The 13,772-nt window shown below is 27.0% G+C and carries 13 protein-coding genes; 6 read left to right on the top strand and 7 right to left on the bottom strand.

The features are described 5' to 3' along the window. Window positions 1–19: 19 nt before the first annotated feature. A complete protein-coding gene (locus tag AACH12_RS11975) occupies window positions 20–1,270 on the bottom strand; it encodes an NAD(P)-dependent oxidoreductase (protein WP_338535622.1) in 1,251 nt (416 codons plus the stop codon). A 224-nt stretch (window positions 1,271–1,494) separates the two neighbouring features. Here AACH12_RS11975 and AACH12_RS11980 point away from each other — a divergent pair, with 224 nt between their 5' ends. The 3 genes from AACH12_RS11980 to pdo all read left to right on the top strand — a co-directional run bounded on the left by AACH12_RS11980 (window position 1,495) and on the right by pdo (window position 3,987). Further along, a complete protein-coding gene (locus AACH12_RS11980) occupies window positions 1,495–2,268 on the top strand; it encodes a transposase (protein ID WP_338535623.1) in 774 nt (257 codons plus the stop codon). 31 nt (window positions 2,269–2,299) lie between these two features. Further along, window positions 2,300–3,277 (top strand): NAD(P)/FAD-dependent oxidoreductase, encoded by a 978-nt coding sequence (locus tag AACH12_RS11985; RefSeq protein ID WP_338535624.1) that lies wholly within the window; start codon window positions 2,300–2,302, stop codon window positions 3,275–3,277. A gap of 68 nt (window positions 3,278–3,345) precedes the next feature. Further along, a complete protein-coding gene (pdo, locus tag AACH12_RS11990) occupies window positions 3,346–3,987 on the top strand; it encodes a protein disulfide oxidoreductase (protein ID WP_338535625.1) in 642 nt (213 codons plus the stop codon). Window positions 3,988–4,064: 77 nt separating this feature from the next. Here pdo and AACH12_RS11995 read toward each other — a convergent pair whose 3' ends face one another. After that, a complete protein-coding gene (locus AACH12_RS11995) occupies window positions 4,065–5,159 on the bottom strand; it encodes a stalk domain-containing protein (protein WP_338535626.1) in 1,095 nt (364 codons plus the stop codon). Window positions 5,160–5,425: 266 nt separating this feature from the next. Between AACH12_RS11995 and AACH12_RS12000 the strand changes: the two genes are divergently transcribed. Further along, window positions 5,426–6,358, top strand: a complete 933-nt coding sequence (locus AACH12_RS12000; RefSeq protein WP_338535627.1) for a CobW family GTP-binding protein — start codon at window positions 5,426–5,428, stop codon at window positions 6,356–6,358. An 87-nt stretch (window positions 6,359–6,445) separates the two neighbouring features. On the opposite strand, the gene AACH12_RS12005 is transcribed toward AACH12_RS12000, so the two are convergent. After that, window positions 6,446–7,165: a sulfite exporter TauE/SafE family protein gene (locus AACH12_RS12005; RefSeq protein WP_338535628.1), complete on the bottom strand. Its 720-nt coding sequence runs from the start codon at window positions 7,163–7,165 to the stop codon at window positions 6,446–6,448. Between the two features lie 155 nt (window positions 7,166–7,320). On the opposite strand from AACH12_RS12005, the gene AACH12_RS12010 reads away from it, so the two are divergent. Next, window positions 7,321–8,343 (top strand): DUF362 domain-containing protein, encoded by a 1,023-nt coding sequence (locus AACH12_RS12010; protein WP_338535629.1) that lies wholly within the window; start codon window positions 7,321–7,323, stop codon window positions 8,341–8,343. Between the two features lie 117 nt (window positions 8,344–8,460). Beyond that, a complete protein-coding gene (locus AACH12_RS14275) occupies window positions 8,461–9,198 on the top strand; it encodes a YwaF family protein (protein ID WP_422388920.1) in 738 nt (245 codons plus the stop codon). A gap of 88 nt (window positions 9,199–9,286) precedes the next feature. Here AACH12_RS14275 and AACH12_RS12015 read toward each other — a convergent pair whose 3' ends face one another. The 4 genes from AACH12_RS12015 to rsgA all read right to left on the bottom strand — a co-directional run bounded on the left by AACH12_RS12015 (window position 9,287) and on the right by rsgA (window position 13,393). Then, on the bottom strand, window positions 9,287–10,063 hold the full coding sequence (locus AACH12_RS12015) for an enoyl-CoA hydratase/isomerase family protein (RefSeq protein ID WP_338535630.1): 777 nt from the start codon (window positions 10,061–10,063) through the stop codon (window positions 9,287–9,289). A 13-nt stretch (window positions 10,064–10,076) separates the two neighbouring features. Further along, window positions 10,077–10,913, bottom strand: coding sequence for an MBL fold metallo-hydrolase (locus AACH12_RS12020; RefSeq protein ID WP_338535631.1), 837 nt, complete (start codon window positions 10,911–10,913; stop codon window positions 10,077–10,079). Window positions 10,914–10,942: 29 nt separating this feature from the next. Further along, window positions 10,943–12,076 carry an HD-GYP domain-containing protein gene (locus tag AACH12_RS12025; protein ID WP_338535632.1) on the bottom strand — a complete coding sequence of 378 codons (1,134 nt, stop codon included), beginning with the start codon at window positions 12,074–12,076 and terminating at the stop codon, window positions 10,943–10,945. A 231-nt stretch (window positions 12,077–12,307) separates the two neighbouring features. Next, complete coding sequence (gene rsgA / locus AACH12_RS12030) at window positions 12,308–13,393, bottom strand: ribosome small subunit-dependent GTPase A (protein WP_338535633.1); 1,086 nt, start codon at window positions 13,391–13,393, stop codon at window positions 12,308–12,310. Window positions 13,394–13,772: the final 379 nt, after the last annotated feature.

Here is a 13,772-nt window from a genome sequence, read left to right on the forward strand (position 1 = left end):
ATCTCACCTCTAAAAAATACTATAAAATATCACAAGTACTTTTTTCTCCCTTAATAAATTTATCTATTTCATTTGCAACATCTTTAGAATACTTAACAGCCTCAACAACTGTTCTTGCACCTGTTACAACATCTCCTGATGCAAAAATTCCTTTTCTAGTTGTTCTTCCGCAGTTATCAGTTGTTACAAACCCGTATTTATTAGTATCAATTCCTCCAGAATTTGAAACAATATTACTCCTTGGAGCTTGGCTAACCGAAACTATTATTGAATCACATTCATATAGTTTTATTTCATCTTCTTCAATATATGTTATTTTTCCATCAATTTCTTTTTTTATAATATTTTTATAAAGTACTCCATCTTTAGTAAATTCAATAGGTTTTTTATAAAATTCAAAATTAACACCATCTATTTTTGCATAATCAACTTCATATTTACTTGCTGGTATATCATCTTCACCTTTTCTATAAAGTACAGCTACATCTCTTGATCCTGTTCTTATCGCTGTTCTTGCCACATCCATAGAAACATTTCCAGCACCTATTACACATACTTTATTTCCTAATTTATAAACCTCAGGATTTTTCAAATAATCTATTGCGTAGTGAACATTTCCAAGGCTTTCACCTTTAATATTTAGTTTTCTTGGATTCCAAACTCCTGTTCCAATAAAAATTGCATCATAACCATCTCTAAATAAATCTTCGATAGTTATAACCGGTCCAATTAGTGTATTAGGTCTAATTTTAACTCCAAGTTTTTCAAGTCTTACTTTTATTCTTTCAAGTACATCTTTAGCAAGTCTAAATTCAGGTATACCATATCTAAGCACACCACCAATTTTATCATGTGACTCAAATATTGTAACATTATAACCCTTCATAGATAAAATAAAAGCAATAGTTATACCCGCTGGGCCAGAGCCTATAATACCAACATCACCTAAATTATTAGCTTCTTTTTTAAGTTCAATAATATCTAAATTATAATCCGAAATATAATTTTCAATACCACCTATATTTACAGCTTTTCCTTTTATCGCTAATATACAACTTCCTTCACACTGTGATTCGTGAGGACATACTAATGAACATATAACAGAAAGTGGATTATTATCAAATAACATTTTACCAGACTTCTTAATATGGCCATCTAAAAATAGATTTATCATTTCGGGGATATTAGTTTCGACTGGACATGCTTTGACACATCTTGGATTCTTACAGTTTAAACATCTTTTTGCTTCATCAATTATATTATTTGACATAATAGCCTCCTACAATATTCATATCCATTTTTTTTGATAGTAATCATTACATTTTCATATGGATATATCAAGTTTCTATATAGTATACTATAAAAATATCTAAAGAAATTATGAACATTTTGTTAACTGTAGGGACGGAACTTGACTTTTTGTTTTTTCAAATGTATATTGAATATAAGAAATCAATTTTTTAATAATTGACTATTTACTAGTAAGGTGGGTATATGGTAAGAAAAGCTAGAGATAAAAACACTTTTGGAACATATTACATTACGCAAAATGCAAATGTAGATACTGATCTATTTTCTGGTGATGAAGATAGAAAAAAGTTTTTAGATATTTTAGAGAAAACAAAATCTAAGTTTGATTATAAATTATATGCATATTGCCTTACTAACAATAATTTCTATCAATTAATTATTTTTGATAACGGAAGTGATATTTCCAAAATTATGAAAAGTATTAATATATCCTATTCTATGTACAAAAAATGCGATAGAAAATTATTTAAAGATAGATATAAAAGTTATTTAATTAAAGATTACTTTGAATTACTTGAATACACAAAAAAAATACATTGTCATGACAATAAATGGAATAGCTACTGCCATTATATTTCTGATAATAAAATTTCTAATACACTCTTAGATTCAGACGAGATACTAAATACTTTTAAATTCAAAGATTTTGATCCAAAAAAATCATATAAAGATTTTCTTGATGATAAATTAGATTTTAAAGATATTGTTTGTGATAAAAATATTATATTTTGTGAAGATAATAAAAATTGTATTTCTTGTTTAAAAGAAGCCAATACTTTTCTACAAACTATATTAGAAAAAGAAAATATTTCTTTTGAAAATTTAATCAAAAATAAATCACGAAGAAATTCACTAGTAAAATACTTTAGAAAAAATTCTTTACTTACATTAAAAGAAATTGGAGCTTTATTTGGTAATTTAAGCGAGTCAACAATTTGTAAAATTATAAATAAATAAAAATATTAATAACAAATTAGGCGGTGAAAAAATGGATTTAAATTTTAGTATTGATTCAAATGCAATAAGCAGTAAAAAAAATACACTTTCAGAAAATGTCATTTATGACATTCTTGTAATTGGCGGTGGTCCTTCTGGACTTAACAGTGCACTGTATAGTAAACGAAGTGGATTAAATGTAGGAATTATTGCCGATAAATACGGCGGACAAATTCTAGATACTTCATCAGTTGAAAACTATTTAGGATATGAATCTCTTTCTGGTGAAGAACTTGCTAAGAAATTTCAAAAACATATAAGTAATTATGATATCCCTATAAAAAAGGATAGTAAAGTAACTAACATCACAAAAGATAACAAAGTTTTTTCATTGATCTTAAATGATACTACTATTTTAAAATCAAAAGCTGTTGTAATAGCCACAGGAAGTAAACCTAGACAGCTTAATGTAAAAGGTGAAAATGAATTTTTAGGAAAAGGAGTTGCTTACTGTGCTATATGTGATGGCCCATTATTTGCTGATAGAACTGTTATAGTTGCAGGTGGTGGAAATTCTGCTGTTGAGGCTGCAATGGATCTTTCTAAAATAGCGAGCAAAGTCATTATTGTTCATAGAAGTAAATTTAGAGCCGAAAAAATATTAGTTGATAAACTTAAAAAAATAGAAAATATAGATATCCATCTTAATACTGAAATTAAAGAAATTTACGGTAAAAGACTTGTTAGTGGAATCAAAGCACTAAATAAATCAAACAAGGAAATTATAGATATAAAAGCTGATGGTGTTTTTGTTGAAATTGGATATAACCCTAATAGCGAACCCTTTAAAGATTTAATAGAGCTTAATGAGAAAGGCGAAATAATTATTGATGGTCTTTGCAAAACAAATATTGAAGGTATATTTGCATCTGGAGATGTTACAAACGTTTCTTATAAACAAATTTCGATATCAAGCGGAGAAGGCGCTAAAGCTGCTCTTTCTGCTAATCAATATATAAACGCATTATAAATTATCAAACTTTTTATGATTACTATTATTTAAAATTTTGATAGCAAACAAACTAGGAGGAATAAAAAATGGCATTATTAAATGAAGACATTAGAAAACAACTTACAGAAGTATTTGACACAATGAAGGATGAGGTAACAATTGCACTTTTTACTAAAAAAGACAGTTGTGATTCATGTGCTGACACGCTTTCATTTATGAAAGAAATTGAAGAAATTGGATCAAAAATAAAATTAATTACTTACGATATTGATGATGATAGTGAAAAAGCAAAAGAATATAATGTAGAACTTACTCCTGCTATTGTTTTACTTGACCATAACAATGTAGATAATGGAGTAAAATATAATGGTATTCCTGCTGGTCATGAAATCAATTCTTTAATTACTGGTTTACTTGAAGTTTCAGGTACTGGTGAAGCTTTACCAGAAGAAATGAAAAAAAGAGTTGATGCAATAAATAAACCAATTCATATAAGAGTATTTGTAACTTTAGGATGTCCTCATTGTCCTGGTGCAGTTTCAAAAGCACATAAACTTGCTCTTGAAAATAAATTTGTAACAGCTGAAATGATTGAAGCTCAAACATTCGCTGACTTATCTGATAAATACGATGTTAGTGGAGTTCCAAAAATAATCATTAATGAAGATCACGATTTAGTTGGTAACCAACCACTTGAAAAATTCTTAGAAGTAATAGAAAGTCTTTAAAAAAATTAAGCGTAAAAAGGAATATTAATCCTTTTTACGCTTTTTTATTCAATACATTAGAATTCTAAATTCATTTATTAATATATAATATAAGAGCTTGTTTGAGCTGGTATACTCATTGTCATAACTGGTGGACAAATTGCTTTAATGAAGTCTCCTTTTTTAAACGATTTATTAAAAATCGTAGAATCTCCATTTGTATGAATAATAATTTGATCCATCATTTCTCTTGAATCTTTTTTTGTAGAAATTGTAATATTCGTATTACCTCTTGAATCTACCGATATATCTTTTACATATCCCATATGACTTACTACATTATTGTTTGAAATATAATAGTTTTTATTTTTTAGACTAACTTGCATTTCAAAAATAACACTTAAAAATTCTACTGGAACCAAAGTAAGTCCATTTTTTATAATTGGTGCATGACTTAATTTAATAGGAGCCATTTTATTTTTACTATAGTAATTTTTATCTATATAAATTTCCGTCCATCTTGCACCCTTACTAATTGAAATAGAATGATTTTCACTATTCCATTTAACTGTATATCCCATTTTTTCAAACACATTTCTAAGAGGTAAATAGCTAATATTTTTTTCTCTAACTACATTTAGATCAGAAGCTACTAATTCATTATTGTAATATATTTTTGAAATACTCTTTGATTCACTATCTTTCGCTAAATTAGTAATGTTTAACAAATTGTTAGTACTTTTAACATTCAATATAAAACTATCAATTGCAGCTTTTTCCCAGCTTCTTGAATAATTAAAATTTATTTCAGTATTCGAACCTTCTTTAACTTCAAAAGTTATAATTCTTTTTCCAGGCGAACCTATTAAACCGCTTGTAGAAGAAGAAAATTCATCTTTTATCACTTTAATTAAAGTTTTATCAGCTACTTTATAATTCCACTGATAACCCGTTGAAGGATTCTCGATAATAGTAATTGTAAATTTATCATTTTCTTTTGAAATTGTATATTTTTCCTCTTCACTTCTATTAGTTATAGTCTCTACATCATTTGAAATTAACATAGGTTTAACAGTATCCATTTCACCAATATATAAGGTTGGCACAGGCACATTTGCATTTACATCCGCAAATGCCACTATGCTAGAAAATACCATTAATCCTACCATTATTAAAGTAATTATTTTTTTCATCTTTTCCTCCATATTTCCATATAATTATTAGTTTTATTTTGCTTTTCATAGATTAGACGAGTAATTTTATAAAAAGTTCCATTTTTTTCGAATAATTTTTATTTAGTAAATTAGTACACAAAAAAAATTATAAATTATACTTTCTGAAAATTTCTTTGTTAGTATATTATAAACTTCTAATATAACTATTGATTTTTAAAAATTATGTTGTAGAATGTTAATGAAGTTAATTTTTTAACTATTATTTTAAAAGTGAGGATAAAAATATGAGAACTCCAATAAACTTATTTACAATTAACGGATTTTTAGGTAGCGGGAAAACAACATTATTAAAAAATGTACTCGAAAATAATAAACATCTTAAAATTGGTGTAATTCAAAATGAATTCGGAAAAATAGGTATTGATGGTGAAATTATAAAAAAAGACGGACTAGAAATTGTTGAAGTCAATAGGGGCTCTATTTATTGTTCATGCCTTCAATTGTCCTTTATTAGTGCGCTAAAAGAAATGGTAGAGAGAGAAGTTGAATATCTTATAGTTGAAGGCTCTGGACTAGCTGATCCTTCAAATATGAATGAAATACTTGATGCTCTTCACTCTGTGATGCCAAATGCAATGCACTATAAAGGTTCAATTTGTTTGATCGATGCTCCGCAGTTTTTAGATCAACTTGAAGAAATTGAAACTGTAGAAAGTCAATTAATTCACTCTCAGTTAGCCGTAATAAATAAAGTTGATTTAGTTAACACAAATAAAATAAGAAAAATCAAATCTGTTATAAAAGAAATTAAGCCTGATATATTAATAGAAGAAACAACTTTTGGAAAGTATGATATGGAGTTTCTTACTAAAAACCTTGTAGAAATTAGTCCTATGCATTTTGGCGAAACGTCTAATTCAGTTGATAACAAACCAAAAACACTCTCTATGACTTTTGATAAAAAGGTTGATAGAAGCAAATTTAAAAATTTCATAGATTTAATAAAAAAAGATTGCTATAGAATAAAAGGATTTATTAGTACTAATGAAGGATTTACTAAGATAGATGCAGTAGGTCCTCAAGTAGATTTAATTAATTCTGAAAAAGAAAATTTAGATTCTAAAGTCGTATTTATATCAAAAATTGGACCACAAATCATAAGACCTATTTTTGCTGCTTGGGAAAGTAACTTTGATTTTGAAATGAAACTTAGATAGTTTTTATATAAATAAACCAATCATAATATTAAAAACACTAGCCTATATGAATATATATATGCTAGTGTTTTGTTTCGTTTTGTTTAATTAAATAATAGCAGAAATAATGCTCATAAGTCCCATTATAAATATTAAAAATAAAGTAATTTTTTTAAAGTGCTTTTCTTTAACTCTTTTTGATGTCCTTATGCCACCAAAAATACCTATAAATAGGGCTAGTATATTTATAGCGGAAAGTTTTAAAACGTCAATAGTTAACAAATTTCCAAAGAAAAAAGCTGGTAAACTCAAAATATTTAGAAGTAAAAAATATGTAGTGAGCGTTTTTCTAAAAGTATCTTTATTCGTATCTTCATTACTTAAAAGCAAAACTATTGGCGGTCCGCTTAGAGAGACACTTCCATTAAGAACACCACTTAAAAAACCCGCGAAAACATCAGCAACTATTACATTATTAATTTTAGCTCTATAGCCTTTCATCATAATAATTGAAGAAAATACAATCATAATACCAACGAATAATTTTAATGAATTATCATCTATCACGTTTAAGATTCTAACTCCAATAAAACTTGAAATTGTACTCACTATTACTAAAATAATAATTCTCTTTTTATTTACTTTACCATCTAGCTTAAAAAAAAGGACACTATTCATTATTAAACTATATATTATTAACATTGGAACAAATTCTTTTAGTGGTAATATTAAGCTTAAAAGTGGAACTGCTATAAGGGAAAAACCAAAACTTGTAATACCTTGAATAAATCCTGCAAAAATTATTATTAAAAATATCGCTATTTCCATACATCCTCTCTTTTTTTATATATTTTTTATCAAATTCATTTAATTTATCTCACCTCAACATTATTATATACTAAAAATTAAATGTATAAAATAACAATTGATTATTTGACTTTATAGCATATAATTAAATTAGTACAGCACAAATAGGAGGATTTATGTCTAAAGTATATTTCAAAAAATATAAAGGTAGTGATACAGAAATTCTAAGCAAAATAGGTAAAGAATTACTAGCAAACATTATTAATACAGAATCTATTAAGCTTGAAAAAAATATACCAATAAAAGTTCATTTTGGAGAAAAAGGCAATACTACATTTGTTCCAGCTTCTTGTTATAACGGTATTATTGATTATTTAGAAGAAAATGATATTAACTCTAAATTCATTGAAACTAACGTTTTATATAGAGGTAGCCGAACTACAAGAGATAGTCATATTAATTTAGCAAAAGAACATGGTTTTACAAGGCTTCCTATTATTATTGCTGATGGCGATATGGGAGAAGCAGTGCATGAAGTAACAATAAATAAAAAATATTTTGATAAGGTAAAACTTGGAGCAGCATATGAAGATTATAATCAAATTTTAGTTATAAGCCACTTTAAAGGCCACGGTTTAGCAGGATTTGGTGGAGCTTTAAAACAACTTGCTATGGGCTTTGCTTCAAGAAGTGGAAAAATGGCTCAACACTCAGTATTAAGTCCTACAGTAAATGGGGATAAATGTATTTCATGTGGACTTTGCGTAAAAAAATGTGATGTTGATGCAATTGAAATAAAAGATTTCGCTATTATTGACGATAAAAAATGTGTTGGTTGTGCTGGATGTATTGCTGTATGCCCAGTTGGGGCTATAGCAAATGATTGGGGTGCGATGAATTTCAGAGAAAAAGTTGCTGAATACGCATACGGCGCCCAGCTTAATAAAAACCATATATATATTTCTTTTATGATGAATATTACAAAAGAATGTGACTGTATGGGACAACATATGGATCCCATTGCTGAAAATTTCGGAGTTTTCGCATCTCTTGACCCTGTTGCAATGGATAGTGCGTGTTTAGATATCTTGCAAAATGAAAGCGACAAAAAATTATTTGAAAATGGAAGAGAAACACTTTTGCATTGTAAAGAAATAGGATTTTCTAGCGGAAATTATGAACTTATAGAAATTAAATAGTTCAATTTATAACAAATTACAGCTTTCTAGTCTTTATTGAATTACTTTATCTAAAGGCTAGAAGCTATAATTTTAACAATATTCTTAAATGAATTTTAATTTTTGAAAGGAATAACAATGAATCCAAGCTTATTTATTAATATATTTCATCTTTACAAAAATAATTATGTTGATTTTCAATTGTTTTCATTTTATCATAAGATTTCTCTTATGCTTATAGCCACAATTTTAGTATTCATGTTCATCTTTAAAAAATATATTAAGTATCCAAAACTTACTTTAATCATCAGATTAATTTTATTATTAATTATGATACTTCAATTTATAACTTTATATGCTTGGATTTTTAAAACAAACTCTTTTTCTTTTTCTGATTCTCTACCTATCTATCTTTGTAGGCTTACTTCTTTATTTTGTATTTTTATGCTATTATTTAAAAGTTATAAATTATTCGAAGTGCTTTATTTTTGGGGATTTGCTGGAGTTCCATTTGCACTTCTTACTCCAGATACATTTGGGCAGACATTTCCAAATATAATATATATAAGATTTTTTGTGTCACATGGCGCTATACTAATTTCTCTACTATTTATGATAATTGCATATGATTTCTATCCTACATTCAATTCACTAAAAAAAACGATCAAATATAGTTTATTATATCTAATCGTTTGTTATATTATAAATACTATTTTTAATGGAAACTACTCTTACCTTAGTCAAAAACCCTATACATCATCAGTTTTAGATGTATTACCTTCTTTCCCATTTTATATTCCCCTTATGATTATTATAATATTTTCAATTTTTGCATTACTATTTATTCCGTTTTTTTTATACTCAAAAAAACACTAATTATTTGTCGATATTCATATTTATATTCAATAACTTATTTATTTAAATTTAATATATTATAACAAAACTCACTATTAAAATAGGCACTCTATCTATTTTTCCAAATCGGGTCTCTTTTATTTAAAAATGCATCAACACCTTCATGAGCATCTTCAGTTGTACAAAGAGTCGCAAAATGATTATTTGATAAATCTAACGCTTTTTCAAAATCAAGATCTTCCATTTTATAAAAAGATTTTTTGCCAATTTGAAGTGCAAGTGGACTTTTTAGCGCTAATTTCCTTGCATATTTAAGAGTTTCTTCTTCTAATTTTTCCGTTGGAACAACTTTATTTATAAGCCCAATTCTCTTAGCTTCAAATGCATCTATCATTTCTCCCATTAAAATTAATTCCAAAGTTTTTTTTCGACCTAGGCTTTTTGATAAAGGTACAGCTGGTCCCATACAAAATAGACCTACATTAATAGCAGTAGCCCCAAATTTAGCATTTTCAGCAGCAATAGCTAAATCACATGCTGCAACTAAGCCAATTCCATTTGCAACGGCTATCTTTTGAACAGATGCTATAACTGGCTTACCCATATTTGCTATAGTTATATTCATTTTTTCCATTAATTCTACCCATTTTAAATATTCTACATTACTTTTTCCTTCTAAATCATTTACATCTATTCCAGTGCAAAAGTTCTTACCACTAGCATTAATAATAACTACATTAACACTAGGGTCATTTTCGAATTCTATAAGTGACTTGTTCAGTTCATTTGCAAGTGGAACATTAAAAGTATTATTAAATTCAGGTCTATTTAGGGTAATAATACCGATATTTTCATTTTTATTAACTAAAACACTTGTATATTTCATATCGATCCTCCATTTAATACTTAATAACTAATCCAACGCCAACTTCATCAATATCAACCACTTTAGACAATTCAATTTTAGATTTTAAATCTGTACAATGGCATGCATGTATTTTTTTAACTCCTAGTTTCGAAAAATAGTCTACAGTTTTATCTAATTGTATTTTTGAAGGATTTTGTAAATGAAATCCTCCGATTACATCAAACACTTTATTTTCATTACATACTTCTTTTGCATAGTCAATAATATTACATATTCCTGAATGAGAACAACCAGTAATAATAACTAAACCATTTTCACTCTTATAACATAAGGCACTGTCATCAATATTATAATCCTCTTCATATTTGTCATCTATAAGAACTTTCCCAATACTTTCTATTGATTCAAAATCATTTTCTCTTGGTATTTCACCTAAAAATACTAATTTATTAGTAAGCCAGATTGGCTCTTTGCTAATAGCATTCTTAAAATATTTTAGAACTTTTTCTTTATCCAAAGTTATTCCAAATTCATCTTTTCCATAAAAAGTTTTTGAATCAAATACTCTTGGATGAGCTATAAAAGTAGATTTATTAAAATTTCTTCCTTCAAAAAGTTCTTCGCTCAATCTTTTAATATATGGCTCAAGTCCCCATGTATGATCAAGATGACTGTGACTAATAGCTAAAAAATCTATATTAAATAAATCAATTTTCATCTTTTCGCCGTTATATATAAATGCATCAGAATAACCTAGATCAAAAAGGATTTTTTTGCCTTCACTTTCTATAAAATATGATACTCCAGGTTCTCCAAGAAAATATCTATCAATTAAAGTGTTATTATCTATTAAAACCGTTAATTTCAATTTCAACTCCCCCTTTTGTAATAAAATATTTAATTTTTTATTAATTTCAGTAAAATTTCTACTAATTTAGGATTAAATTGTTTGCCTTTTTCACTAATGACAATTTTTAATGCATCTTTATTTGAAAATCCTTTTCTATAAGATCTATCAGAAGTCATTGCATCAAATGCATCGGCGATTTGAATTATTTGAGCTTCTATTGGAATCTGATCACCTTTTAATCCATTAGGATAGCCATTACCATCATAGTGTTCATGGTGCATATAGGTTAATTCAGCTATTCTATCAAAATCCTCAATATTACTAAGAATTTTTTTTGCATTAAGTGGATGTTGTTTAACAATTTCATACTCCTCTTTTGATAATTTTTCTGGTTTTACTAATATATCAGTTGGAATTCCAATTTTACCAACATCATGAAGTATTGACGATATATCAATATCATTTAATTGTTTTCCCGTAATACCTATTTCTTTTGCTAATGAAAGACTTAATTTATTTACTCGTCTTGCATGTCCAACCGTGTACTTATCTTTTATTTCTATAGCGGATATTAAAGCATCAATTGTATTTTGATACATTTTTTTTTCTCTCTCTTGAATTATTTTTTGAGAATAGAAATTTGAAATTAACTGAGAATAAAATTTTAATACAACTTTTGAGCTCTTAGAAAAACTTTTTTCATCAAAATTTTCTAAACTAATTAACCCAATATATTCACCTTCTACAATGATGGTTGCATATAATGATACAAATTCTTTATACGTACCTAATTGTTTAAATATGTTGATTGTTTCTAAATCAAATTTAGAATCTTCTCTTTTTGCAATATATACTTCTTTGGCTAAAAGAGTCTTCTCAAAACAACTATCATAATCAATAAATAATTTATCCTTTGGAAATTTAAGTTTATTTAACACTTCTATATCATATCCACGAGAAAATATAGGCGTATAAAAATCTTTATTCAACTCATATAAAGATCCTTTTTGAGCTTCTGGAATTAATTCAAATGCAGAATCAAAAACTAATTTTAAAAAATCTCTTTTATCCATATTATCAGTATGTATAAAAGAATTTATTATTACTTTATATCTTTCATATATTAATTTTTCATATTTTTCTTCACATTCACTAGTCTTAAGTTCCATTTTTTGATTCATATACTTATACCTCGCCTATAAAAATTTTATCCGATGCCTTAGAGTTCTTTATCCCCCACTTCTTAAAAAAGTGGGGGATAAAGAACTCTAAAAAGGCCCTGGATTATGTTTTCTAAGATTCAGTGGGAGTAAAAACTCCCTCTGAATCCAAGAAATTCATTTATATTATTCAAAATTAATTATATCATAATTTAGGGAAAAAGCTCAGCTTACGCCAAGCTTTTTCCTTAATTATCTTACACTTTTGTACTTTTGTCTAATTTGCTTTGCAAATTTTTTTCTTCTTTCTTTTTCTTTTAATCTAAGATTTAAATCTTCTTTCTTTTTAGCAAACAGTACTTCTTTTTTAAGTTTTTTATAATTTTTCCATCTTTCTTCACTTATTTTACCTGTAGCTAAAGCATCAATTATCATACATCCTGGTTCTTTAGTATGAGTACAATTTGTGAATTTGCATATTGATGCATATTCTTCAATATCACTAAAAGTTTTATCAACTCCACTACTTGCACTCCACATACCAATTTCACGCATACCAGGTGTATCAATTATCATAGTTCCATTTTTAAGTACTACTAGTTGCCTATGAGTGGTAGTATGCTTTCCTTTAGCATCGCCTACTCTTATATCATTTACCTTCATTATATTTTCATCTGAAATTCTATTAACTAAGGTAGATTTTCCAACACCTGATGATCCTAAAAAAACAATAGTTTCATATGGATTAATATACTTTTCAAGTTTATCTAAGCCTTCACCAGTAAAAGAACTTACTTTAATAACTGTTGCAAAAGAATCTATTTTATCTATCTGATTTTTGTAAAAATCATAATTCTCACATAAATCTGATTTTGTAAGAACTATTATTGGAGTTGCTCCACTCTCCCAAGATATGGCCAAATATCTCTCAAGTCTTTTTATATTAAACTCATCATTTAATGAGCTAACAATAAAGACATAATCAAAATTTGTAGCCACTATTTGTTCCTTAGAATTAAATGTATCCATTCTTGAAAATTTACTTTTCCTGCTTAATACTTTAAATATTATATCTTCACCAAGTTCATTTTGTTTTGCCATTACAAAATCACCAACTACAGGATATATTTCATTTATACTATCATTATAAAAAACTGATCCCTTTAAGCTTGCACTTTTTTCTCCATATTTATTTATAATCTTATATTTTTCTCTATGAACTTCTGTGATTCTTGCAATATTTAATCCACTCAAATCTTTATTTTCTAAACCTAATTTTTTAACTTCTTTTTGAAAAAAACTATTAAATCCATATTTCATCATTTCATTTTCTATCATTAATTCCTCCGTATTTTAAGTTACTACATTTCCTTAAATTGTCATTTTCTACTTCTAATATATATTTATTAATATTGTTTTTATAAATTCTTTTCATATTAAATCACTCCTTTTATATGCTCTTAGTTTCTAAAAAATTGTGCCTAAACTAGCTAAAAATGGATATAAAAATACCGCAATTAATAACCCAAGTTACTATTTGCGGACACAAAAAAACACGACCTACATCGCGTTATACAATTATATAAACATATTTAGTATAGTGAAAGGTTAACAAGATTTACGTTAGCTGAATAAACAACTTACGCCCATATTCAATTTAATTTAATACCACCCTTAAATTCACACTCATATTAAACATCTCCTTTCAAAACAGAAA

This window comes from Helicovermis profundi, from assembly GCF_033097505.1.
Classification (GTDB): domain Bacteria; phylum Bacillota; class Clostridia; order Peptostreptococcales; family Acidaminobacteraceae; genus Helicovermis; species Helicovermis profundi.